Annotated in this window: 25 protein-coding genes; 11 read left to right on the forward strand and 14 right to left on the reverse strand. The window is 64.4% G+C overall.

The annotated features are described in order from the left end of the window. Position 1: 1 nt before the first annotated feature. The 3 genes from kdpC to FJ543_RS11715 are packed head-to-tail and all read left to right on the forward strand — an operon-like array spanning position 2 to position 4044. Entirely contained in the window at positions 2-565 is a 564-nt protein-coding gene (gene kdpC, locus FJ543_RS11705) for a potassium-transporting ATPase subunit KdpC (protein ID WP_140875146.1), read from the forward strand. A gap of 57 nt (positions 566-622) precedes the next feature. After that, on the forward strand, positions 623-3358 hold the full coding sequence (locus tag FJ543_RS11710) for a sensor histidine kinase KdpD (RefSeq protein WP_140875148.1): 2736 nt from the start codon (positions 623-625) through the stop codon (positions 3356-3358). After that, a complete protein-coding gene (locus tag FJ543_RS11715; protein WP_140713324.1) occupies positions 3355-4044 on the forward strand; it encodes a response regulator transcription factor in 690 nt (229 codons plus the stop codon). The genes FJ543_RS11710 and FJ543_RS11715 overlap by 4 nt, the downstream gene beginning before the upstream one ends. Before the next feature lie 24 nt (positions 4045-4068). On the opposite strand, the gene FJ543_RS11720 is transcribed toward FJ543_RS11715, so the two are convergent. The 8 genes from FJ543_RS11720 to FJ543_RS11755 form a co-directional block, all read right to left on the reverse strand. Beyond that, on the reverse strand, positions 4069-5505 hold the full coding sequence (locus FJ543_RS11720; protein WP_140875149.1) for an MFS transporter: 1437 nt from the start codon (positions 5503-5505) through the stop codon (positions 4069-4071). Between the two features lie 401 nt (positions 5506-5906). After that, entirely contained in the window at positions 5907-6389 is a 483-nt protein-coding gene (locus FJ543_RS11725) for a DUF992 domain-containing protein (RefSeq protein ID WP_015315773.1), read from the reverse strand. Positions 6390-6480: 91 nt separating this feature from the next. Next, positions 6481-6957, reverse strand: a complete 477-nt coding sequence (locus FJ543_RS11730) for a DUF992 domain-containing protein (RefSeq protein WP_140721248.1) — start codon at positions 6955-6957, stop codon at positions 6481-6483. Between the two features lie 208 nt (positions 6958-7165). Beyond that, positions 7166-8008 carry a tetratricopeptide repeat protein gene (locus FJ543_RS11735; protein WP_015315775.1) on the reverse strand — a complete coding sequence of 281 codons (843 nt, stop codon included), beginning with the start codon at positions 8006-8008 and terminating at the stop codon, positions 7166-7168. A 139-nt stretch (positions 8009-8147) separates the two neighbouring features. Then, the gene (gene rpsU / locus FJ543_RS11740; protein WP_010911429.1) at positions 8148-8414 is read right to left on the reverse strand and encodes a 30S ribosomal protein S21; all 267 of its coding nucleotides are present in this window, start codon (positions 8412-8414) and stop codon (positions 8148-8150) included. Positions 8415-8589: 175 nt separating this feature from the next. Continuing rightward, positions 8590-8976, reverse strand: coding sequence for an SET domain-containing protein-lysine N-methyltransferase (locus tag FJ543_RS11745; RefSeq protein WP_140661742.1), 387 nt, complete (start codon positions 8974-8976; stop codon positions 8590-8592). 128 nt (positions 8977-9104) lie between these two features. After that, the gene (locus tag FJ543_RS11750) at positions 9105-9863 is read right to left on the reverse strand and encodes an SDR family oxidoreductase (RefSeq protein ID WP_015315777.1); all 759 of its coding nucleotides are present in this window, start codon (positions 9861-9863) and stop codon (positions 9105-9107) included. Between the two features lie 102 nt (positions 9864-9965). Then, complete coding sequence (locus FJ543_RS11755; protein WP_224622283.1) at positions 9966-10307, reverse strand: DUF2568 domain-containing protein; 342 nt, start codon at positions 10305-10307, stop codon at positions 9966-9968. A gap of 230 nt (positions 10308-10537) precedes the next feature. Between FJ543_RS11755 and FJ543_RS11760 the strand changes: the two genes are divergently transcribed. The 8 genes from FJ543_RS11760 to FJ543_RS11795 all read left to right on the forward strand — a co-directional run bounded on the left by FJ543_RS11760 (position 10538) and on the right by FJ543_RS11795 (position 18282). Then, positions 10538-11791, forward strand: a complete 1254-nt coding sequence (locus FJ543_RS11760; RefSeq protein WP_140661744.1) for a sarcosine oxidase subunit beta — start codon at positions 10538-10540, stop codon at positions 11789-11791. 2 nt (positions 11792-11793) lie between these two features. Further along, on the forward strand, positions 11794-12216 hold the full coding sequence (locus FJ543_RS11765; RefSeq protein WP_140875554.1) for a hypothetical protein: 423 nt from the start codon (positions 11794-11796) through the stop codon (positions 12214-12216). An 11-nt stretch (positions 12217-12227) separates the two neighbouring features. Then, positions 12228-12524 carry a sarcosine oxidase subunit delta gene (locus FJ543_RS11770; protein ID WP_015315781.1) on the forward strand — a complete coding sequence of 99 codons (297 nt, stop codon included), beginning with the start codon at positions 12228-12230 and terminating at the stop codon, positions 12522-12524. Continuing rightward, on the forward strand, positions 12521-15514 hold the full coding sequence (locus tag FJ543_RS11775; RefSeq protein ID WP_140875153.1) for a sarcosine oxidase subunit alpha: 2994 nt from the start codon (positions 12521-12523) through the stop codon (positions 15512-15514). Before FJ543_RS11770 ends, FJ543_RS11775 begins: the two co-directional genes overlap by 4 nt. After that, positions 15507-16088 (forward strand): sarcosine oxidase subunit gamma, encoded by a 582-nt coding sequence (locus FJ543_RS11780; protein WP_015315783.1) that lies wholly within the window; start codon positions 15507-15509, stop codon positions 16086-16088. Before FJ543_RS11775 ends, FJ543_RS11780 begins: the two co-directional genes overlap by 8 nt. A 58-nt stretch (positions 16089-16146) precedes the next feature. Continuing rightward, positions 16147-16371: a hypothetical protein gene (locus tag FJ543_RS11785; protein ID WP_140721260.1), complete on the forward strand. Its 225-nt coding sequence runs from the start codon at positions 16147-16149 to the stop codon at positions 16369-16371. Between the two features lie 76 nt (positions 16372-16447). Beyond that, positions 16448-17233, forward strand: coding sequence for a ThuA domain-containing protein (locus tag FJ543_RS11790; RefSeq protein WP_140875155.1), 786 nt, complete (start codon positions 16448-16450; stop codon positions 17231-17233). Then, on the forward strand, positions 17233-18282 hold the full coding sequence (locus FJ543_RS11795) for a Gfo/Idh/MocA family oxidoreductase (RefSeq protein ID WP_140875156.1): 1050 nt from the start codon (positions 17233-17235) through the stop codon (positions 18280-18282). The genes FJ543_RS11790 and FJ543_RS11795 overlap by 1 nt, the downstream gene beginning before the upstream one ends. 49 nt (positions 18283-18331) lie before the next feature. Here FJ543_RS11795 and FJ543_RS11800 read toward each other — a convergent pair whose 3' ends face one another. The 6 genes from FJ543_RS11800 to FJ543_RS11825 form a co-directional block, all read right to left on the reverse strand. Next, positions 18332-18580, reverse strand: a complete 249-nt coding sequence (locus tag FJ543_RS11800; protein WP_140875158.1) for a DUF680 domain-containing protein — start codon at positions 18578-18580, stop codon at positions 18332-18334. Positions 18581-18765: 185 nt separating this feature from the next. After that, positions 18766-19410 (reverse strand): TetR/AcrR family transcriptional regulator, encoded by a 645-nt coding sequence (locus FJ543_RS11805; protein ID WP_140875160.1) that lies wholly within the window; start codon positions 19408-19410, stop codon positions 18766-18768. A gap of 91 nt (positions 19411-19501) precedes the next feature. After that, a complete protein-coding gene (locus FJ543_RS11810; RefSeq protein ID WP_140618768.1) occupies positions 19502-20278 on the reverse strand; it encodes an SDR family oxidoreductase in 777 nt (258 codons plus the stop codon). Between the two features lie 3 nt (positions 20279-20281). Beyond that, positions 20282-21316, reverse strand: a complete 1035-nt coding sequence (locus FJ543_RS11815; RefSeq protein WP_140875162.1) for a phosphotransferase — start codon at positions 21314-21316, stop codon at positions 20282-20284. Further along, entirely contained in the window at positions 21313-21798 is a 486-nt protein-coding gene (locus tag FJ543_RS11820) for a MaoC family dehydratase (RefSeq protein WP_023770549.1), read from the reverse strand. Before FJ543_RS11820 ends, FJ543_RS11815 begins: the two co-directional genes overlap by 4 nt. 39 nt (positions 21799-21837) lie before the next feature. Beyond that, a complete protein-coding gene (locus FJ543_RS11825) occupies positions 21838-22653 on the reverse strand; it encodes an SDR family oxidoreductase (protein ID WP_140618764.1) in 816 nt (271 codons plus the stop codon). Positions 22654-22734 lie beyond the last annotated feature (81 nt).

Consider the following 22734-nt stretch of genomic DNA (forward strand, 5'->3'; position numbering starts at 1 on the left):
GATGCTCAAGCAGATCAGACCCGCGATCATCATGATCGTTTTCTTCACCGTGCTGACCGGGCTCGTCTATCCCATCGGGATGACCGGCATCGCCCAGGCGCTGTTCCCGCGCCAGGCCAATGGCAGCCTGATCGAGAGGGACGGCAAGGTGATTGGCTCCGAACTGATCGGCCAGGCCTTCGCCAGCGACACGTATTTCCACGGACGGCCGTCGGCCGCCGGCAACGGCTACGATGCCAGCGCCTCCGGCGGCTCCAACCTCGGCCCAACCAACCCGAAGCTGATCGAGCGCATCAAGGGCGATGCGGAAAAGCTGAAGTCTGAGAACCCGCACCAGCCGGTTCCGATTGACCTGGTGACGACGTCCGGCAGCGGCCTTGATCCGCAGATCAGTCCCGAGGCCGCTTATTTCCAGGTTCCGCGCGTGGCCAAGGCAAGGCGCATCGACGAGGCCAAGGTCAAGGCGCTCGTCGACGGCCAGGTGGAGGACCGGGAATTGGGCGTGCTCGGCGAGCCGGCGGTTAATGTGCTGGCCCTCAACCTGGCGCTGGATGCCGCGAAGTAGGTGATGTCCGGCGCCAGGGATCGACACGGTCCCCGGCGCCATTCATGATCGGACCCGATGCCGGACGACAGAAGCTACGTCGAAAACAGACCATCTCCCGACGCGCTGCTAGAGCATGCCGAGCGGGAAGGGCGCGGCCGTCTGCGCATATTCCTGGGCGCGGCACCTGGTGTCGGCAAGACTTACGAGATGCTGATGTCGGGTCGTGCCAGGGTGGCCGACGGTGCCGACGTGGTGATCGGCGTGGTCGAGACGCATGGCCGCAAGGAAACACAGGCCCTGGTCGAGGGGTTTGAAGTCATTGCCCGCCGCAGGGTCGACTACAAGGGGCGCGTCCTCGACGAGATGGATATCGATGCCATCCTTGCCCGGCGTCCGGCGCTGGTCCTGGTCGACGAACTCGCCCACACCAACGCGCCCGGCAGCCGCCACCCCAAGCGCTATCTCGATGTCCAGGAAATCCTGGCGCGGGGCATAGACGTCTATACGACGCTGAACATCCAACATGTCGAAAGCCTGAACGATGTCGTCGCCCAGATTACCCGGGTCAGGGTGCGCGAGACGGTTCCAGACTCCATCATCGACCAGGCGGATGATGTCGAGATCATCGATCTGACGCCCGACGACCTGATCAAGCGGCTGGAGGAGGGCAAGGTCTATTTCCCCAACACCGCGCAGCGCGCCGTCGAGAACTATTTTTCGCCCGGCAATTTGACGGCGTTGCGGGAACTGGCGCTGCGCCGAACCGCCCAGCGCGTCGACGAGCAACTGCTCAACCACATGCAGTCCCACGCCATCCAGGGTCCGTGGGCGGCGGGGGAGCGGGTTCTTGTCTGCGTCGATGCCCGTCCGGGCGGGGCAGCCCGCATTCGCTACGCACGCAGGCTGGCCGACAGGCTTCGTGCGCCATGGACGGCGCTTCATGTCGACACGCCTCGCTCCGCCGGCATGTCCGAGGACGACAAGGACAGGCTCGCCACACTGCTGCGCCTCGCCGAGCAGCTCGGTGCCGAGGTGACGACCATCCCGGGCCAGAGCGTCGCGCAGGACATCGTTCGCCATGCGACGGCCAACAATTTCACCCACATCGTGGTCGGCAGGCCGACCCGGTCGCGCTGGCGCGAACTGATCGAAGGGTCGCTCACCTATGATCTGATCCGCAATGCCGGCGACATCAGCGTCCATGTCATCTCCGGAACGGAGCGGGACACCGAAACGTCTTCCAGGAGAGTGAACGCGGCAGCCGAGGAAAGGCATTTCCAGGCCAAGCCGTATTTGCTCGCCACGGCTTACGTTGCCGGATCATTGGCCGTCAGCACCGTTCTCGACCAGTTCCTCGACGTTCGCAATCTGGCGATCGTCTTCCTGCTCTCCGTGCTGACGTCGGCGGTGGCTGGTGGTCTCTGGCCGGCGCTTTACGCCTGTTTCCTCAGTGTCCTTGCCTTCAACTATTTTTTCCTCAAGCCACGCTACACGCTGACGATCCGCGATCCCGAGAGCATCGTCGCGATTGCCGTCTTCGTCGCCGTTGCCGTCATCGCCAGCAACCTGACGGCGCGCGTGCAGCGTCAGGCCGCCGCCGCCCGCTCGCGGGCGCGGGCAACCGAGGACATCTATCTGTTCTCCAAGAAGCTCGCGGGCGCCGGCACGCTCGACGACGTGCTCTGGGCCACCGCCTTCCAGATCGCCTCGATGCTGAAGCTGCGCGTGGTGCTGCTGCTGCCGGAAGACGGCACGATCACCGTCAAGGCAGGCTATCCGCCCGACGACACGCTGGCCGAGGCCGACATTGCCGCCGCACGCTGGGCCTGGGAGCACAACCGTGCCGCCGGACGCGGCGCCGACACGCTTCCTGGCGCCAAGCGCCTCTATCTTCCCTTGCGCACGGGACGCACCGCAATCGGCGTGGTCGGCCTCGACAATGACAAGCAGGGCCCGCTTCTGACGCCCGAGCAGCAGCGGCTGCTCGACGCGCTGGCCGATCAGGCGGCGGTGGCGATCGAACGCATCCAGCTCGTCGCCGATGTCGACCGCGCCAAGCTCGCGGCCGAAGCCGACCGGCTGCGCTCGGCGCTGCTGACCTCGATTTCGCATGACCTGAAAACGCCGCTCGCCGCCATCATGGGCGCGGCCGGCACGCTCAAGGAATTCGCGCCCGACCTCCCCGAGCAGGACAGGGCCGAGCTCCTGTCGACCGTGATCGACGAATCGGAGCGGCTGAACCGCTTCATCGCCAACCTGCTCGACATGACCAAGATCGAATCCGGGGCGATGGAGCCGAACTACGCCCTCCATTATGTCGGCGATATCGTCGGCACGGCGCTCGACCGTGCCCGCAAGATCACCAGCGAGCACAAGATCGAGGTCGATATTCCGCCCAACTTGCCGATGCTGCGGCTCGATCCCGTGCTGTTCGAACAGGTCCTGTTCAACCTTCTCGACAATGCCTCGAAATATTCGCCGCCCGGCTCGACGATCCGCGTCCAGGCCTGGGCGGACAATGGCTCCGTCATCGTGCGGATCATGGACGAGGGACCGGGCATTCCGGCGCAGGACCTGGAACGCGTCTTCGATACCTTCTACCGGGTGCGCAAGGGCGATCAGGTGCGCGCCGGCACCGGGCTCGGCCTGTCGATCTGCCGTGGCTTCGTCGAGGCGATGGGCGGCACGATCGCGGCCACCAACCGGACCGACCGCCCCGGCGGCGCCTTCACCATCAGGATGCCGGTGCCGGCGCAAGCGCGCGATATCGGCAACCGCGGCGACGAGCCCGGCATGGATCAGCCTCGATGACCAATTCGAATGTCAGGATACTGGTCGTCGACGACGAGCCGCCGATCCGCAAGCTGCTGCGGGTCGGCCTTGGCAGCCAGGGTTACGCGGTCAGCGAGGCGCCGAACGCCAAGGCGGCGATCGAGCTGATGGAACAGGAGACGCCGGATCTCGTGCTGCTCGATCTCGGCCTGCCCGGCATGGGGGGCCATGAACTCCTGCGCAAATGGCGGGAGGAGGGCGTCGACGTTCCCGTCGTCATCCTCTCCAGCCGTACCGACGAGGCCGGCATCGTCAGCGCGCTCGAACTCGGCGCCGACGACTATGTCACCAAGCCGTTCGGCATGAACGAACTGGTGGCACGCATCCGGGTGGCGCTGCGCCACAAGTTCCAGCAACAGGGTGAGAAGCCGATATTCCAGAGCGGTGACCTCAGCGTCGATCTGGTCAAGCGCGTCGTAAAGGTCGAGGACAGGGAGGTAAAGCTCTCGCCGAAAGAGTACGACATACTGCGCATCCTGGTGCAGCATGCCGGCAAGGTGCTGACCCACCACTTCATCCTGAAGCAGATCTGGGACGACTCGACAGACGTGCAGTACCTCAGGGTCTATGTCCGCCAGCTCAGGCAGAAGATCGAAAAAACCCCCGACCAGCCGCGCTACATCACCACCGAGACCGGTGTCGGCTATCGCCTGCGTGTCGAGTGAAATAGCCTGTCCGATAAACCTGCGTCAGCCGATCGCCTCCAGAGGCCGATTTGCCGCCGCCGATATCCGCAAGGCGGCGAGACAGCCCAGAATGCCGAACGGCACGAAGGCAAGGAACAGCCAGCTCGCGACATTGGCCGCCGCGTCGTGATTCAGGCCTTGCGAAAAGCCGCTGGCATTGGCGACGATGCCGGCAATAGCGGCGCCCACGGCATAGCCGATGCGCTGCATGGTCGGCACCGCCGCCGAGGCGATGGTCTGCTCGTCGTCCGGTGCGGAGGCGACGATGACGCGGGTCAGGAACGGCCAGGCAATGCCGAAGCCGCCGCCCTGCAGCAGGGCGCAGACCAGGATCAGCGGGATCGAGCCCAGCGGTATCGTGTAGGCGAAGCCGGCGATGCCCGCCGCGATCATCAGCGCGCCGCAGACAATGATCAGCCTTTCGCGCCGCGGCGGCGCGTTGGCGACGAGGATCGACAGGATCGACCAGGCGATCGATTCGGCGGCGATGATGTAGCCGGTGGTCAGCAGCGGAATGTCGTGCAGGCTGGTCAAGAGCAGCGGCCCGTAGACGCCGAAGGAGCAGGTCGCGATGGAAAAGGCGGCCACCATCGTCATGCCGGCGCCGACCGGCGTGCGCCAGGAGAACAGCCGCGCCGGGAACAGCCTGGAGCGCGGCTTCAGCGCGTCTACGTAGAAAAACAGCGCGAGGCCCGTCAGGCCCAGCACGATCAGCAGCGAGGAACGCAACAGGGCGATGTCGACGCCGGCCGAGGCGACCAGCACCACGGCGACGGCAAGACAACCAAGCGCCACGAAAGGGAAGGGCGGCGCCTTGCCGGCACTCGTGCTGGGTTTCTTCGCCTCCGGCGTGTTGAGTACGAGGAAGCTTGCCAGCGCCATGGCGGTGCCGCCGAGTGTGAAGACGCCGAAGGCCCAGCGCCAGGACAGCAATTCGGTCATAACAGCGCCGAGCAACGGGCCGCTGAACGCGGCGACGCCCCAGATAGCCGACATGATGCCGAAAAGCTGCGGCCAGATGGCACGCGAAAACAGCCGCTCCACGGAGACGAAGGCCAGCGACACCAGCGCGCCGCCGCCGAGGCCCTCGATCAAGCGGCCGGCAAGGAACAATTGCATCGAGGGCGAGGTGGCGCAGATCAGCGCCCCGGCGGCATAAAGCAGGGCCGCGACCACCATGTTGGTGCGCAGCGGAACATAACTCACCAGGCGTCCGGCGGCGGCACCGGCGACGATGGCGCCGAGTTCGTAGATCGCCAGGGACCAGCCGACGAGCTGTACGCCGGCCAGTTCGCCGACCATGGCCGGCATGACCGTCGCCACCATCGTCTCATTGGTGGCGTGCAGCAGGATGCCGAGGCTGATGAAGCAGAAGCGGGCGAGATCGCCGCTTGCCCACAATGCGCGCCAGTCGACCTTGTTGCTGGTGATTTCAGTCATGTTCACCCCTGCCTTTGCCTATCTCGCTTGTAGCGCATGGCGCCAGAGGCCAGTGCGGGCTTCCGGCAGGACCATAAGGATCGACAGCGCCGTACCAGGCGCTGCCTACCCAAGGGCAGGCTTCTAGAACCTCAAGTATGGTTGAGTTCAAGCGGCTTTTTTGCAGACGTTCGCGAAGCCTCTCAATTTCGCCATCCACGGGCGGAGCAGCCGCGTAGCGGCGTCGCGAAGACCCGAGGATCCATGCCGCGACCTAGCTGAGGGGTGCAGCGGTGCTGGGTCCTGGACCGCTGCAGCGCTTCGGAGCCCCGGCATGGATCCTCGGGTCTGCGCCGCGTCGCTACGCTCCTAGCTCCGCCCGTGGATGACGAATCGCTGCGGAAGCCGCCCTCATGGCCCAGTCAATTCTCGGTGCTGCGCAACTGGAATTGGCTGACGCCGATGGCGAGATTGATGCCGGTCTGCGTCTGCAGGCTGAGCGGCTGCAGGGTAAAGGCCTGCGAGGAGCCGCCGACCAGGAGATTGGCGCCGGCGCCGACGGCGGCGGTCACTTCGGCGCTGGCGCCGATATAGTCGCCCGCCAATGCACCCGGCGCGTAGATGTTCTTCAGCGGCGTCAGCACCAGCCAGCGCATCACCGCCTGCTTGGTCGTGCCGATATCGAGTCCGTATTTGTTGACGGCGCCGAAATAGGCTTCCGGCGCGAAGCTCTTGTCGGCCGGGGTGAAGGTGCAGCTCAAATCCTTGCTCGAGCCGAAGATGAAGCCGGTGCCGCCCGATATGGCGCATTCAAGCGCACCGAGTTCGATACCCTGGTCCTGCGCTCGTGCAGCGCCCGCAAGCATGATCGTGGTCGCGGCAGCGGCGATGGCTGTCCTGAACATGGCGGTCCCCTCAAAATCAAACGGCGCGGAACCATACTATCTGGTTCCGCGCCGCAGGGTGAGGGTCGTGGGAGCGCGTGGCTCCCTGCAATCACTTGAGCGAGTGGATCAGCTCCAGCGAGGTGACGGCGACCGCCAGGTTGACGCCGGTCTGCGCCTGGACGCTGAGTGGCTCCAGCATGAAGGCGCTCTCGAAGCCACCGACCAGCAAGTTGGCGCCGCCACCGGTGACGACGCTCGCCTCGGCGTTGACGCCGTAGTAGCTGCCGGCAAGGTCGCCCGCGTCACGGTCGCGGGTCGCGGCAAACACCGCCCAGACCAACTGGCCCTGGTGCGTCTTGCCGAGATCGACGCCGAGCTTCGAGATGACGCCGGTGTAAATTTCAGACGGCCCGTGATGATAGGGCCGGAACACACAGGACACGCCCTTGTTGGAGGTCACGAGATAGCCGGTGCCGCCATCGATGGTGCAGTCCAGCGTGCCGAGCTGCAACCTGCCGGCGCTGGCCGGGGCGGCAGCGAACATTGTCGTTGCAAGGGCGGCAGCGCAGACGAGTTTCTTGATCATGGGAGGGTCCTTTCGCAATCAGTCTTCAGTAACGTCTCGAGCGCCGCGACCGTTCCGCCGAAAACTTGGCGCGAACAAGGCGAGGGTTAACGGCTTGTCGCGGGGGTTAATACAGGGTTGCCGGATTGGCGGCGATCTTCAACGCCGCGTGTCCTTTCGGATACGCACGATGCAGTGCGCACCTTGCCGTGGGCCTGATGAGCCGACGTCAGCTGACGCGGGCGAGGCCGTCCTTGGCCGGCTGGTAGCTGGGGTTGAGGCGCACAGCCTCGCGATAGGCCTTCGCCGCCTTTGCCTTGTCGCCGCGCCGTTCGTAGATCAGCGCCTGGTTGGCCCAGGCCTCGGCGTTCTGGCCGTCGAGCTTGATGGCCATGTTGAAATCGGAGAAGGCGTTATCCTCGTCGCCGGTCGCCAGATAGGAGAGGCCACGGCCGTTGTAGGGTTCGGCGGCGTCGGGGGCCAGCGAGATAGCGGTCGAGAAATCCTCAATGGCGAATTTGTGCTGGCCCTGGCTCTGATAGATCAGGCCGCGATTGTGATAGGCGCGGGCGTCCGTCGTGTCGAGCTGGATCGCCTTCTGGAAGTCGTTGAACGCATCCTGGGTGCGGCCCGCCTTACGGTAGAGATTGCCGCGGCCGATATAGGCGGCGTCATAATTGCCGTTGATCTGGATCGAGCGATTGTAGTCGGCAAGGGCTGCTTCCTGGTTGCCGAGGAAACGCTGGATGAGGGCCCGGTTCGAATAGGCCTGGTAGAAATTCGGATTGAGCTGGATGGCCTGGTTGAAATCCTTGAGCGCCGCCTGATACTGGCCGCCGCGGCCATAGGCCGAGCCGCGGACATTATAGCCTTCCGGATCCTGGGGATTGCGCTGGATGACCGCCGACAGCGAGGAGATATTCTCGCTCGACCCTTGCGCCTTGTCGATGTTGTTGAATTCACCGGCCGGCCCCGATGTCTGGCAGCCGGCAAGCATCAGTCCGGAAAGCAGGGCCGCTGTCAGGGCGAAACCACGCAATGCGGTCCCGCGCTCCACGCTTGTTGCGTTCATGTCTGCCCTGTCCTCACTTGCGCCGTCGTTCAGGTCCGGTTCCCCCCTCCGGGCCGGTCACATCAAAATAAAAGGGTGGCGGCGATTCCGCATCGCGCCACCCTGGTATCCTTCGAAAAGGACGAAATATTGGCGATAGTCAGCGCGGCGGACGCGCTGCACCGGCGGCACCGCCAGCAGCGACCGGACGTGGGGTCATTGGCAGCAGGCCTTCGCGCTGTGCGCGCTTGCGGGCCAGCTTGCGGGCGCGGCGAACGGCTTCGGCCTTTTCACGGGCGCGCTTCTCGGAAGGCTTCTCGTAGTGGCCGCGCATCTTCATTTCGCGGAAAATGCCTTCGCGCTGCATCTTCTTCTTGAGCGCGCGAAGCGCCTGATCAACGTTATTGTCGCGGACGAGTACCTGCACGGGCAATCCTGTCTTTCGGGTTTGATATCAACAGGCAAGCAGCCATAGCCGCAAGCCTCCGCGGCGCTCGACACCACGAATTGTGGCGGCTGATAGCAGAATCAAGCCTCGCTGTCCACAGTCGAAATGAGAGACGACAGCCAAATTGCCACGTCGCCTTGAGATAGTGTGCCCGTTACGCCGTCGCCAGGTGCAGCCGCTCGAAATCCTCGAAGAACTCACCGTAGTCGCAGGTGATCTCCTCGTCGACGGCGATATCCCGGGTCGCGGTCGCACCGCCATATTGCGAAAAGTCGGTGTTCGGTGTCGCCGAATGGTTCATGAAGCGGCCATTGTCGACCTCGTAGACCATGAAACCGGGCTTGTCCGGGCTCGGATAGGCATAGCGGTCGAGCAATTCCTTCAGGGGCTGGGGTGCGGCCTCATATTTGTCCATCGGAATCAGCCGGTCGAAATCCGGATCCAGGCGCCAGATCGAGGCGCCCTTCCGGATTGGTTCGGCGGCGAACATGCCGACGCCTTCGATTGCGCTCTGGGCGACATAGGTTCGGACCAGCATCATGGTTTCACAACCCGTCTTGGCAAGAAGACCCGTTTCGACAGGAAACGGAATCGCCAAATCGCGCCGAAAAAGCAAGAGCGGCGGCCTGCGTCACAACGACGAACAGGCCCGTTCACCGCAAAAATCCTTCACGTCCGGTTGATCGACACACCGCCATCGGCAAACAACGCGGTACCCGTGGTGAAGCTCGAGGCGTCAGAGGCAAGGTAAAGCGCCGAGCGGGCGATCTCTTGCGGCTGGGCCATGCGTTTCAGGGCATGGAGGCCCTCGACGAAGGCGCGGGCCTCGGGTGTGGTCGTCGTCGCACCGGGTGTGTCGGTGCCACCCGGCAGCAGCGCGTTGACGCGCAGTCCCTTCGGTCCATATTCGGCGGCCAACACCTGCGTCAAACCGATCAGGCCTGCCTTGGCGGCAGCGTAGGCGGCCATGCCGGGCATGCCGGCGGTGTAACCGACAAAGCTCGATGTGAAGATCAGCGAGCCGCCGCCGCGCTCCAGCATGGCCGGTATCTGATACTTCGCGCCGAGAAAGGCGCTGGTCAGATTGGTATCCATCGTCCCGTGCCATGTCTGTGCCGACATGTCGGGGACGGAGCCCATCAGTCCGACGGAGCCGGCATTGTTCAATGCGATGTCGAGGCCGCCGAAGCTGCCGACCGCCAGCTCGACGAGGGCTTTCGCATAGGTCTCGTCGGTGACATCTCCCGCGAGAGCGACGGCCGTGCCGCCGGCGTCCTCGATTTCGACTGCGAGTGCATCGAGCTCCGCTCGGCGGCGAGCGGAAATGACGAGCCTGGCGCCTTCCTCGGCGAACAGCTTTGCCGTGGCGCGGCCGATGCCGGAACTGGCACCGGTGACGATGGCGATCTTGTTGGCGAGTGCGAGCATGTTTGGCATCCTTGTCCTTCGCGCCAGCTTCGCCGGCGATCGGATGCTTGGTCGCAAATCGGCAGAACAGCAGCCACCCGAAAGCTGCAGAGATCCGCGCCACTACTGCCGCAGCAGCCATGCCAGACGATCCAGCGAGAACGCGTAGCTGATGACGATCAGCAAGGCCATGATGATGGCCGTAATGGTATGGCCCGCCAAATGGAAACCCGCGGCGCCGCCGAACAGGACGATGAATTCCAGCGCCAGCCTGATAGCGCCCGGTACAGGCACCGGTGCCCGGCCCGACCGGCTTGGATCGTTGAGGACCGCGAAGATACCCCATGCCGCGGCTGCGGCGAGCGGCAGGGCAATGGCGAGGACCCAACGCCACGCTTCGTCCGAAAGGCTCCAGCCTGCCGTGCCGAGGCCAAGCAAGGCGGCAAGCTCCAGCAGGAAGCGCAATGTGAGATTCCACCAGGCGTTGCCCATCATCATCCTCCGAACCCCAGCGCCGAGAAGTGTGACTGAAGGCAATCATGGGGGCCAGGCCGGATAGCTCTTTTTCAGCGCGGCGCAAAACGGCAAGCGCCGTCGCAAACAGCGCAAGGGTGGCAGCGCTGTTTCGCTAGTGATACACCTCGCGCGCCGGGGCTTGATGATGAATGCCCGGCTGCCATTTGCGAGGCTGGAACGTGAAGAAATATTCGGTATTCGCCATCGCCCGCGAGGCCATGCGCGGCCACAAGGGCTGGGAGGAACAATGGTCCTCGCCGGAGCCGAAGAAGGAATACGACGTTATCATCGTCGGCGCCGGCGGCCATGGGCTGGCAACCGCCTATTACCTCGCGACCGTGCACGGCATCACCAATGTCGCGGTGCTGGAAAAGGGCTGGCTGGGCGGCGGCAATACCGGCCGCAACACCACCATCATCCGTTCCAACTATCTCTATGACGAGAGCGCCGGGATTTATGACCATGCGCTGAAGCTCTGGGACGGGCTCTCCCAGGAGCTCAACTACAACGTCATGTATTCGGCGCGTGGCGTCATGATGCTGGCGCACAATGTGCACGACATCCAGGTGCTGAAGCGCCATGTGCACGCCAACCGGCTCAACGGCATTGACAATGAATGGCTGACACCCGAGCAGGCGAAAGCATTCTGCCCGCCGCTCAACACCTCCAAGGACGCACGCTATCCGGTGGTCGGTGCGGCGCTGCAGCGTCGTGGCGGCACGGCGCGCCATGACGCGGTCGCCTGGGGTTATGCGCGCGGCGCCTCGGCGCGCGGCGTGCACATCATCCAGAACTGCGAGGTGACCGGCGTCAAGCGGGCCGCCAATGGCGCGGTGACGGGCGTCGACACGACGCGCGGCTTCATCGGCGCCAAGAAGGTTGGCGTCGTCGCCGCCGGACACTCCTCCGTCATCATGAACATGGCCGGCGTGCGCATGCCGCTGGAAAGCTATCCGCTGCAGGCGCTGGTGTCGGAGCCGATCAAGCCGGTCGTGCCTTGCGTTGTGATGTCGAACACGGTGCACGCCTATATCTCGCAGTCCGACAAGGGCGAACTGGTGATCGGCGCCGGCACCGACCAGTATGTCTCCTATTCGCAGACCGGTGGGCTGCACATTCTTCAGCATACGCTCGACGCCATCTGCGAAATGTTCCCGATCTTCACGCGCATGAAGATGCTGCGGTCGTGGGGCGGCATCGTCGACGTCACACCCGACCGCTCGCCGATCCTGGCCAAGACGCCGGTGCCCGGCCTCTACGTCAATTGCGGCTGGGGCACGGGCGGCTTCAAGGCGACGCCGGGGTCCGGGCATGTCTTTGCCCACACCATTGCCAAGGACGATCCGCACCCGATCAACGCGCCCTTCACCATCGAGCGCTTCCGCACAGGCCGCCTCATCGACGAGGCGGCGGCCGCGGCGGTGGCGCACTGATGATGATGGCCGAGGTGGCAGTCGCGGTGCCGCTGATGCTGGCGGGGGAACAGGGCATGTTCCATGTTCCGACGGCGCACGAAGTGCGGCTGCAGCCGATCAGCCGTGCGGGAAACGAGACCGGCTGGCCGTTTTCTGTCGACGAGGGAATGCTCGCCTGCGTCTGGAGTGTCGGCCAGAAAGTGGTGATGTTCTTCGAAGGCAGGCCGCATGGGCTGGATGAAGACGAGGATTTCCAGCCGCGTGGCGTCATCGTTACGACAGATCCGATGCAGCTGACGCTCGGCAACATGGCCAACCGCGATCTGTTCAGCGCGGCGACGAGCGTCGAGGAGCGGCTGCGGCTCGTCGCTCCCTTCATGACCATGGGCCAGAAGCTTTGCGATCAACCGGCTGGCGCGCGCGTCGGCCACGGCGAATTGTAGGAACAAACACGATGCTTCTCATCCGCTGCCCCTATTGCGAGGAAGAGCGCCCGGAACTCGAATTCCGCAACGCCGGCGAGGCGCACATCGCACGCTCGGCCAACATATCAGGCGAGAGCGACGACGACTTCGAGAAGTTCTTCTTCATCCGCTCCAATCCAAAGGGCATTATCTATGAGCGCTGGCGCCACATGCATGGCTGCGCGCGCTTCTTCAACGCGGTGCGTGACACCGTGACTGACAAGTTCGTCATGACCTACAAGGCCGGCGAACCGAAACCCTCCAAGCTGCCCGGAGTAGCGAAATGAGCGGCGCGTTGCGCATTCCCGGCGCCGGACGCCTTAGCCAGGCCAAGACCGCGCGGTTCAGCTTCGACGGCCAGTCCTACGCGGGCATCGAGGGGGACACTCTGGCATCGGCGCTGCTCGCCAATGGCGTGCATCTGGTCGGCCGATCGTTCAAGTACCACCGCCCGCGCGGCATCCTGTCGGCCGGCGCGGAGGAGCCGAACGCGCTGGTGCAGATCGTGCGCGACGACGCGCGCAAGACGCCGAACGTGCGCGCCACCGTGCAGGAGCTCTATGACGGGCTCGCCGCCAATTCGCAGAACCGCTGGCCGTCGCTGTCCTTCGATGTCAGCGCGGTCAACGACCTGGCCTCGCCGCTGTTCTCGGCCGGCTTCTACTACAAGACCTTCATGTGGCCGAAGGCGGCCTGGAAGAGCCTTTACGAACCCAAGATCCGCGAAGCCGCCGGCCTCGGTGTTTCGCCCGACAAACCCGATCCCGACCATTATTCCTCGCGCTACGCCCATTGCGACGTGCTGGTGCTGGGTGGCGGCGCGGCCGGCATCGCGGCGGCACTTGCCGCGGCGGAGACCGGCGTGCGCGTCATCCTGGCCGACGAGCAGGCCGAGTTCGGCGGCAGCCTGCGCTTCGAATCTGGTGCGAAGATCGACGGCCAGGACGGCTTTGCCTGGGCACAAGCGGCGATCGCCAGACTGAGCGCGATGGACAATGTCCGGGTGCTGCCGCGCACCACGGCGTTCGGCTATTACGCGCAGAATTTCGTCGGTCTGGTCGAGCGCGTCAGCGATCACCTGAAGGTCCCCGGCCACGATCTGCCGCGCGAACGGCTCTGGCAGGTCCGCGCCAAGCGCGTGGTGCTGGCCTCCGGCGCCATCGAGCGCCACATGGTGTTTGCCAACAATGACCGGCCTGGCATCATGCTGGCGGGTGCGGCGCGCACCTTCCTCAACCATTATGGTGTCGCGGTCGGCCGGAATGTCGGCGTCTACACCGCCAATGATTCGGCTTACGGCGCCGCGATCGACCTGAAGAAGGCCGGCATCAACGTGGCGGCGATCGTTGATTTGCGTGACAACCCGACCGGCCCGGTGATCGATGAGGCCAGGGCCCTCGGCATCGAGATCAATTTCGGCCGTGCAGTGATCCGCGCCGGCGGCAAGCTACGCGTGTCGTCGATGACGGTGCAGCCGAAGAATGGCGGCGGCGAACGCACTATTCCCGTCGATGCGATCCTGATGTCCGCCGGCTGGACGCCGTCGGTGCATCTGTTCTCGCAATCGCGCGGCAAGGTTGCCTTCAACGACGAGACCAAGCGCTTCGTGCCCGGCACCTACGCGCAGGACTGCGTGTCGGTCGGCGCCTGCAACGGCACCGACGGCCTGACGACGACCGTGGACGAGGCCTATGCGGCGGGCGCCAAGGCGGCGAAAGAAACAGGCGGCAAGGCGTCCAAGGGCGCCAAGCCGAAGGTCGAAGCCTCGGAAAGCTGGTCGCGCGGCATGCTGGGTGCTGGCCCCGGCGCCGGGCCGGACACGACGGTGAAAGCCTTCGTCGATTTCCAGAACGACGTGACCGCCAAGGACATCCGCCAGGCGGTGCATGAAGGCATGCGCTCGATCGAGCATGTCAAGCGCTTCACCACCAACGGCATGGCGACCGACCAGGGCAAGACCTCTAACATGCACGGACTGGCGATTGCCGCCGAAACGCTGGGCAAGCCGATCCCGGAAGTCGGCCTGACCACGTTCCGCGCGCCCTACACGCCTGTCACCTTCGGCGCGATCGTCAGCCACGCGCGTGGGCCGCTGTTCGACCCGACACGCAGAACCGCGATCCATCCCTGGGCCGAGGCGCAAGGCGCGGTGTTCGAGGATGTTGGCCAGTGGAAGCGCGCCTGGTACTTCCCCGAGGCAGGCGAGGACATGCATGCGGCGGTCGACCGCGAATGCGTCGCGGTCCGCAACCAGGCCGGCCTGTTCGATGCCTCGACGCTGGGCAAGATCGAAGTGGTCGGCCCCGACGCGGCGAAGTTCATGGAACTGCTCTACACCAATCCGTGGGAGAAGCTGGAGCCCGGCCGCTGCCGCTATGGCATCATGCTGCGCGAGGACGGCTTCATCTATGATGACGGCGTCGTCGGCAGGCTGGCGCCGGACCGCTTCCATGTAACGACGACGACGGGCGGCGCGCCGCGCGTCATGAACCACATGGAGGATTACCTCCAGACCGAGTTCCCGCATCTTAATGTCTGGCTGACCTCGATCACCGAGCAGTGGGCGGTCATTGCCGTTCAGGGGCCGAAGTCGCGCGACATCATCGCGCCGCTGGTCGAAGGCATCGACATGTCCGACGAGGCGCTGCCGCACATGTCGGTGCGCGAGGGCAAGATCTGCGGCGTGCCGACGAGGCTGTTCCGCATGTCGTTCACCGGCGAGCGCGGTTTCGAGGTCAATGTGCCGGCCGACCATGGCCAGGCGGTCTGGGAAGCGTTGTGGGCCGAGGGCCAGAAGCATGGCGCCGCCGCCTATGGTACCGAGGCGATGCACGTGCTGCGCGCCGAGAAGGGCTACATCATCGTAGGCCAGGATACGGACGGTACGGTGACGCCAAACGATGCCGGCCTCGACTGGGCGGTCGGCAAGAAGAAGGCCGATTTCGTCGGCATTCGCGGCCTGACGCGGCCTGATCTCGTAGCCAAGGGGCGCAAGCAACTGGTCGGCCTGAAGACCAAGGATCCAAAGGTGGTGCTGGAAGAAGGCGCGCAGATCGTCGAGGATCCCAAGCAGGCGATCCCGATGAAGATGCTCGGCCATGTCACGTCGAGCTATTGGTCGCAAAATTGCGGCCGTTCCATCGCGCTGGCGCTGGTCGCCGGCGGGCGTGACCGGATGGGCGACACGCTCTATGTGCCGATGCCGGACGGGGTGATCGAAGTGGAGGTTACCGGCATGGTGTTCTTCGACGAGACGGGAGGGCGCCTCAATGGCTAAGGCTGCTGCAAAGACGGCCACGATGGCTTCATCATCAGCAGAGCGGCGTCCGGCATTGGCCGGGCGCACTGTCTCCGCAACGAGTGTCAAGGTCGAAGTGCTGCCGCCGGCCGAGCGTATCTCGCTGCGCGCCCCGGAGGCTTCAGTCGCCGCTTTGTCGAAGGCGCTCGGCCTGACCTTGCCGAAGAAGCCGAAAACCTCGGCGTCGAAGGGCGGGCGTACGGCGTTGTGGCTTGGCCCGGACGAGTGGCTTGTCATCGACGAGGCCGGCAAGGACCCACTCGCCGATTGCGCAGGAGTTTCCGCCTTGCATTCGTCGGTCGGCATCTCGCATCGCAACATCGCGATTTTAGTCGCCGGTCCGGCGGCGGAAGCCGCGATCAATTCGGGCTGCCCGCAGGACCTGTCGCTCGACGCCTTCCCGGTGGGCGCCGCTTCGCGCACCATTCTCGGCAAGGCCGAGATCGTGCTGCTGCGCACGGCCGACGAGGCCTTCCGGGTCGAGTGCTGGCGTTCCTTCTCGGACTATGTCTTTACTTTCCTGTCCGAGGGAGCCCGCGACGCCGCCGGCTGACCCCGGAACGTTTGCCGCCCGCGTCCGTTGAGCGGCGACAGTCGAGGGAGAGATGCCGATGCCGTCGAAGTCCGCGCCGAAATCGCCGAAAACCGCGGCGGTCCGTTCGCTCGAACATGAGCGGCATTACGAGGCCAACGCCGAAGAGGAACTTGAGGAAGGCCTCGAGGACACGTTCCCGGCCAGCGATCCCGTGTCGATTACCGGGTCGTCCATTCCTGGAGCACCGGCGAAACCCGGCAAGGCCAAGACCGTCCCCGGCCGCAAGACCCGCAAACCCTGATTTCAGAATTTTTGGCTGACGGCCTCTTCCCAAGACCTCCGTGGATGCGATATTCAAAGCGCTTTGGAGAGGAAAAATGCCTGTTAGAGCCGTTGTCTGGGGTGAAAACGTCCATGAACAGACCAATGCCGCCGTGCGCGACCTCTATCCGCTGGGTATGCATGGCACCATTGCCGCCGCACTCAACCAGGACAAGGGCGTCGAAGCGACCACCGCCACCTTACAGGAACCCGAGCATGGCCTGAGCGAGACGCGCCTAGCCGCCACCGACGTGCTTTTATGGTGGGGCCATGCCGCCCACGGCGAGGTCAAGGACGAGATCGTCGAGCGCGTGCAGAAGCGGGTCTGGGAAGGCATGGGGTTGATCGTGCTCCATTCCGGCCACTACTCGAAGATCTTCAAGCGGCTGATGGGCACGCCCTGTTCGCTGAAATGGCGTGAGGCGGGCGAGCGCGAGCGTGTCTGGGCGATCAACCGCGGCCACCCGATCGCGCAAGGCATCGGCGAATGCCTGGAGATCGGCGAGACGGAAATGTATGGTGAGCCGTTCGCGGTGCCGGAGCCGCTGGAGACGGTATTTATCTCCTGGTACGAAGGCGGCGAGGTGTTCCGATCGGGGCTGACCTATCAGCGCGGGGCGGGAAAAATCTTCTACTTCTCGCCGGGCCATGAGACCTATCCGATCTATCACAATGAAGGCGTTCAGCAGGTGCTGCGCAACGCCGTGCATTGGGCGCATAACCCGGCCCCGGCCTGGTCCGGCATCACCAATGCGCCAAACGTGCCGACGGACAAGGCCAAGGAGAAGATCGTCCAGAAAGGCCTGCGCCTGCATGCGGACGGTGACAGGGGGCTGAGCTGATGCACCGCCTGCTCTTGCTCGGCACCGGTTGGATCGCGGCGCATCATATCGAGGAGTTCGGTCAGGTCCCGGGCTGCGCCATCGTCGCATGCGTCGACCACCTGCCGGGCCGCGCGGCGGCGTTCGCAGCCGCCAACAAAATAGGCACTTTCTTTGAAAGCCTCGATGCGGCGATCGCTTGGGGCGAGTTCGATGCCGCCATCAACGCCACGCCCGACCGGGTTCACAAGGCGACGACGCTGGCCCTGCTGGCCGCCGGGAAACATGTGTTCTGCGAAAAGCCGCTGGCGCCGAACCACGCCGATGCGCTTGCGATGAGCGATGCCGCCGAGGCGGCCGGGCTCGTCAACATGGTCAACCTGACCTATCGCAACACTCCGGTGATCCACGAGGCGCGGCGCATGGTGCAAGCCGGCGAGATCGGCGAGTTGCGCCATGTCGAGGCGAGCTACCGGCAGAGCTGGCTGGTCAGCAAGTTCTGGGGCGATTGGCGGATCGACGACAAATGGCTGTGGCGCCTGTCGGGCCGGCACGGTTCGACAGGTGTTTTGGGCGACGTCGGCATCCATATCCTCGACTTCGCGACCTATGGGGCGGCCGAGGATATCGTCAGCCTGCATGCCGATCTGGTGACGTTTCCGAAGGCGGAGGGCGACCGCATCGGCGACTATGTGCTAGACGTCAATGACAGCTTGGCGATAACGGCGCGGCTCGGTTCAGGCGCGCTGGCCACGATCATGGCCAGCCGCTACACGACAGGCCACGGCAATGATTTGTCGCTGGCCCTGCACGGTACCAAGGGCGCGATCAAGGTCGAGACCGACGGCAAGGTTTCGAAACTGTCCGCTTGCCTGGGTGACGACGTCGATCAGCACCGTTGGCGGACGCTGACGCCACCTGGCGTCAAGCACAACGCCCGGCGCTTTGTCGATGCGCTGGACACGGGACAGAACGGCGATCCGTCGTTCCGGCGGGCCGCCGACATGCAAAGGCTGATCGACGCGGCCTTCGAAAGTTCAGCGACCAAGCTGCCGGTCTCGATCGGCTGAAATCATCATCTGGCCGGCTGAGCCGGCCAGAACCGACTCTCCGAAAATCTCAGTAGGCGCTCGGCATGATCCACGGGTTCACCGTGATGCCGAGCCGGGGACCCTTGCCGTCGGTCGTGGCTTCCGTGGAGGCCTTCTTGCCGACCGAGCCGGTCGAAGCGCAATCGAGCTTCACATTGGTCTTGGTGTCGACGCAGGTCGCGGCGGGAACGTGCTTGACCGCGTGGGTGGCGTCGGCGGCAAAGGCGGAGCCCGAAAGTGCCAGCACGGCGGCGAGGGTGAGGAGTGTCTTTTTCATGGTCTGTCTCCGGTTTCGGCGGGTGAATTCTTTTCCGTACATGTACGCTGGTTCGTACAAATACGTCCGTCGATCGCGAAGTTCAAGAGAAAATCGTACGCGTACGGTAGTTTTTTGTTAACCAAGAAACTCGCCGCGGCGGGCTCGGGGCTATGCGGAATCTGGGAGAACAAAGGATATAGCGCTCAGCAGTTGACCGGTGTCTCGGTCAGTGGCGGCACATATTGCGTGCTGAGCGTGGCAAGGGTGAAGTCGCACATCCGCTTCACGAAAGCCTGCGGGTCGCCGAACGGGTAGAAGGGGAAGGTGATCAAAAGCGAGATCGTGCCATGGCCGACGGCCCACAATATGGTGGCGATGGCGCGTGGATCGCCATGCAATTTGCCGGCGGCGACACAGGCCTCGACCCTGCTGATCAGCGCCTTCATTGCGGGGTTGCTTTCCTCCATGTCCTCGTAGCTCCTGCCTTCCGGCAGCTTGGTCTTTTCGGTCATGAAGACGGTGCGGTATTCGTTGGGGTTGCCGAGCCCGAAGGCGGCATATTCGGTCATGACCGCCTGCAAGGCCTCGATCGGATCGTCGGACGGGTGCTCCTCGATGCGTCGGGCGAGCGTTTCGAACGCGTCCTCGGCCAGGGCGAACAGGATGTCCTGCTTGTCGGCGAAGTAGGAATAGACCGACATCGGCGCATAGCCGACCCGCTTGGCCAGCTTGCGGATGGTCAAGCCTTCATAGCCTTCTTCCTGGACGAGCTTGTGCGCGGCCGCGACAAGCTCCGAGCGCAGTTCGGCCTTTTGTTTCTCGCGGCGTTTCCGGACGCTCAGCGGCAAGTCCGTTGCCCTTGTCTGGTTGGTGCCTGGCTAAATTATATACGCTGTACGGAAACGGACAAGGGCGCCGCGGGTTCCCATGCGGCAGGCGTCAGATCGCGCCGACACCGCCATCGATGGCCAGCGCATGGCCGGTCATGAAGGAATTGGCTGGGTCGGCGGCAAACAGGATGGCCGTGGTGATCTCGTCGACTTCCGCCACGCGCTTCATCGGTATGCCACGGGTCAGCTCGGCCAACGCCTCTGCCTCCGGAATGCCGGAGACGCTCACGAAACCGTCTATCATGCCCGTTCTGGTGTGGGCGGGGCAGATGGCATTGATGCGCAGACCCTTGCTGGCATATTCGACCGCCGCCGACCGGGTCAGGCCGATCACGCCATGCTTGGCGGCTGCATAGACCGAAAGCTTCGGCGCGCCCGAAAGGCCGGCGGCCGAGGCAATGTTGACGATGGCGCCGCCCTTGCCGGTCGCCTTGAACTGCCGCTCCATTTGCGGGATCTGGTGCTTCATGGCGTAGAAGACGCCGAGCAGGTCGATCTCGAGCACCCGGCGGGCTTCGTCCGATGGAACCTGCGGCAGGCGCACGAAACTCTGAACGATGCCGGCATTGTTGACGGCGACATCCAGGCGGCCAAATTTTTCCAAGGCCAGCGCCACCAGCGCTTCCGACAGTGCCTCCTCGGCAATGTTGCCTGCCAGCATCGCGGTCCCGGTATCGAGCGTCTCGGCGAAACTCATCAGGGCCGTTTCATCCAGGTCCGAGAGAACCAGCCGGGCGCCTTCGGCGGCAAAGCCCTTGGCGGCGCCACGGCCGAGGCCGCCGGCCGCGCCCGTGATCAGCACCGTGGTTCCATCAAAGCGGCCCATTGCTTAGTCTTCCTTGTCGATCAGCTCGGCGGCGAGGTGCGACAGCAGCTTCACCGCCTCGCCATAGGTCCTGGCTTTTTCCGGATTGGAAGCATTGCCGTCCAGCGCCCGCTTGTAGACACCCTGGCAGATTGCCGCCAGGCGGAAGAAGGAGAAGGCGAGGAAGAACGTCCAGTTGCCGATGCCGGCGAGGCCGCGCCGCCGGCAATAGGCAGCGACATAGTCTTCTTCCAAGGGCAGGCCGAGGGCCGGGCGATCGATGCCGCCAAGGCCGCGAAAGCCGGAGGCATGCGGCAGGCGCCATTGCATGCATTGATAGGCGATGTCGGCGAAGGGGTGGCCCGATGTCGACAATTCCCAATCGAGCACCGCCAGTACCCTCGGCTGGTCCGGCGCAAAGATCAGATTGTCCAGCCGATAGTCGCCATGCACCAGCGATATCAGGCCGTCATCGACCGGCAGGTGGGTTTCCAGCCAGGCGATCAGCCGGTCCATGTCGGCAATGATACCGGTTTCGGAAGCACGGTACTGGCTGGTCCAGCGTGCCAGCTGCCGCTCGAAGTAATTGCCGGGGCGTCCGAAATCGCCAAGACCCACGGCCTTGACATCGACATCGTGCAGGGCGGCGAGCGTGGCGTTCATGGCGTCGTAGATCGCGGCGCGTTCCTCGTTGCCGTACGCCTCCGGCAGTGCCGGATCCCAGAAGATGCGGCCGTCGAGGAAATCCATGACGTAAAACATGCGGCCGATGGGCGAATCCTCGGTCGACAGGTGCAGCATTTCGGGCACTGGTACGGCGGTGCCGGAAAGCGCCTTCATCACACGGAATTCGCGGTCTACCTGGTGAGCCGATTTCAGGAGTTGGCCTGGCGGCTTGGCGCGCAGCACGTAACGGCCGCTTGCCGCCGTCAGGAGATAGGTCGGGTTGGATTGGCCGGATTTGAATTTTTCGATGGCCGCGAGTCCGAAAAAACCCGGGATATGCGCGTCGAGGTAAGGCGCGAGCGTCGCCTGGTCGAGCGCGTTGGCGTCGTTCATGCTGTCTCGGGCTGGCGTTCAAGCAAGGTCAGCGTCAGCCAACGGGCGGTGAGCGCCGGTTTTTTGGAGCCTTCGATCTCGATGGTCACGTCGTGCGCCGTCTGCACCCAGCCCGACGGCCTGACCTTGACGTCGGCCAGCACGAAACGGGTGCGGATGCGCGCGCCGGTCTTCACCGGGGCGAGGAAGCGCAGCGAATCGAAACCGTGATTGACGCCCATCTTGCCGTTTTCCAGCGGCGGCATGGTTTCGAACGTCATCGCCGACAGCAGCGACAGCGATAGGAAGCCATGCGCGATGGTGCCGCCGAACGGCGTTTCGCGCTTGGCCCGCTCCGGATCGCAGTGGATGAACTGGTGGTCGTCGGTGGCGTCGGCGAACTGGTCGATCATGCGTTGCGTGACCACCCGCCAGGGCGAAACGCCGACCTCCTTGCCGACACTGGCCAGAAGCACATCGAGACTGATTGGTTCCACGCTCATGTCCTCCAGTTCACCTCCGGCTTCTGCGGCCGGAAAATGTCATTCCTTGAACAAGGTCAACCCATGCTGCACCGACTGCCCGCCGTCGATCGGAAGGATGGCGCCGGTGACATAGCTGCCTGCACGGCTGCACAAATAGAGCGTTGCGCCGGCAATGTCATCCGGTGTGCCGATGCGGCCGATCGGGACATGGCCGCCGACATGCCTGGCCTGCTCGTCCGTGCCGGTGGCAAATGCGGTCATGCGGCTCTGGAAGGGACCGGGGGCAAAGGCGTTGACGGTGATGCGGCGGCCGGCGAATTCGAGCGCCAGCGTGCGTGTCAGGTGATGAACGGCCGCCTTGGAGGCGGTGTAGGAATAGGCGTCGTCGGCCAGCGGCTGCGTTCCCATCACCGAGCCCAGATTGATCACGCGGGCAGGATCTTCGTCGCTGGCGGCGGCATCGAGCAGCGGCAGCAATTCGCGCGTCAGATGGAAAACCGCGGTGACATTGACGCCGAACACCTTGGCCCATGCCGAATAAGGGAAGCTCTCCAGCGGCGCACCCCAGGACACGCCGGCATTGTTGATGAGGATATCGAGTTTGCCGGTGCGCGCCTTGACCTCGCCGACCAAGGCGGCAATGCCGGCCTCGCTGGAGACGTCGCCGGCAAAACCTTCCGCTTGGCCCGAAGCGCCAAGCCCGTTCAACTCACTGGCCACCTTGATGCAGTCCTCGCCCTTGCGCGAGGCGATCATCACGCTGGCGCCGGCCTTGATCAGCGCGGTCGCCGCCATGCGGCCGATGCCGGTCGCGGCTCCCGTCACCAGCGCGGTCTTGCCGGTGACCGAAAACAGCTCGTCCAGATAGCTCATGACAATCCTCCGCACGGCCTGCGGGCAAACAGTTCGCGTTGACAAGGCTATCCGAAGTACGGTCATCCTTGCCACTGACAA

It is taken from the genome of Mesorhizobium sp. B2-5-7 (assembly GCF_006440875.1).
GTDB classification, from domain to species: domain Bacteria; phylum Pseudomonadota; class Alphaproteobacteria; order Rhizobiales; family Rhizobiaceae; genus Mesorhizobium; species Mesorhizobium australicum.

Bases quoted from the DNA above. Each gene is read 5' to 3' on its own strand.
- FJ543_RS11735 (WP_015315775.1), bottom strand. From the start codon at position 8,008: ATGAACGCAACAAGCGTGGAGCGCGGGACCGCATTGCGTGGTTTCGCC.
- FJ543_RS11750 (WP_015315777.1), bottom strand. From the start codon at position 9,863: ATGCTCGCACTCGCCAACAAGATCGCCATCGTCACCGGTGCCAGTTCC.
- kdpC (WP_140875146.1), top strand. From the start codon at position 2: ATGCTCAAGCAGATCAGACCCGCGATCATCATGATCGTTTTCTTCACC.
- FJ543_RS11715 (WP_140713324.1), top strand. From the start codon at position 3,355: ATGACCAATTCGAATGTCAGGATACTGGTCGTCGACGACGAGCCGCCG.
- FJ543_RS11785 (WP_140721260.1), top strand. From the start codon at position 16,147: ATGCCGTCGAAGTCCGCGCCGAAATCGCCGAAAACCGCGGCGGTCCGT.
- FJ543_RS11790 (WP_140875155.1), top strand. From the start codon at position 16,448: ATGCCTGTTAGAGCCGTTGTCTGGGGTGAAAACGTCCATGAACAGACC.
- FJ543_RS11745 (WP_140661742.1), bottom strand. From the start codon at position 8,976: ATGATGCTGGTCCGAACCTATGTCGCCCAGAGCGCAATCGAAGGCGTC.
- FJ543_RS11775 (WP_140875153.1), top strand. From the start codon at position 12,521: ATGAGCGGCGCGTTGCGCATTCCCGGCGCCGGACGCCTTAGCCAGGCC.
- FJ543_RS11720 (WP_140875149.1), bottom strand. From the start codon at position 5,505: ATGACTGAAATCACCAGCAACAAGGTCGACTGGCGCGCATTGTGGGCA.
- FJ543_RS11710 (WP_140875148.1), top strand. From the start codon at position 623: ATGCCGGACGACAGAAGCTACGTCGAAAACAGACCATCTCCCGACGCG.
- FJ543_RS11810 (WP_140618768.1), bottom strand. From the start codon at position 20,278: ATGGGCCGCTTTGATGGAACCACGGTGCTGATCACGGGCGCGGCCGGC.
- FJ543_RS11820 (WP_023770549.1), bottom strand. From the start codon at position 21,798: ATGAGCGTGGAACCAATCAGTCTCGATGTGCTTCTGGCCAGTGTCGGC.
- FJ543_RS11800 (WP_140875158.1), bottom strand. From the start codon at position 18,580: ATGAAAAAGACACTCCTCACCCTCGCCGCCGTGCTGGCACTTTCGGGC.
- FJ543_RS11815 (WP_140875162.1), bottom strand. From the start codon at position 21,316: ATGAACGACGCCAACGCGCTCGACCAGGCGACGCTCGCGCCTTACCTC.
- FJ543_RS11825 (WP_140618764.1), bottom strand. From the start codon at position 22,653: ATGAGCTATCTGGACGAGCTGTTTTCGGTCACCGGCAAGACCGCGCTG.
- FJ543_RS11770 (WP_015315781.1), top strand. From the start codon at position 12,228: ATGCTTCTCATCCGCTGCCCCTATTGCGAGGAAGAGCGCCCGGAACTC.
- FJ543_RS11780 (WP_015315783.1), top strand. From the start codon at position 15,507: ATGGCTAAGGCTGCTGCAAAGACGGCCACGATGGCTTCATCATCAGCA.
- FJ543_RS11765 (WP_140875554.1), top strand. From the start codon at position 11,794: ATGATGGCCGAGGTGGCAGTCGCGGTGCCGCTGATGCTGGCGGGGGAA.
- FJ543_RS11795 (WP_140875156.1), top strand. From the start codon at position 17,233: ATGCACCGCCTGCTCTTGCTCGGCACCGGTTGGATCGCGGCGCATCAT.
- FJ543_RS11725 (WP_015315773.1), bottom strand. From the start codon at position 6,389: ATGTTCAGGACAGCCATCGCCGCTGCCGCGACCACGATCATGCTTGCG.
- FJ543_RS11730 (WP_140721248.1), bottom strand. From the start codon at position 6,957: ATGATCAAGAAACTCGTCTGCGCTGCCGCCCTTGCAACGACAATGTTC.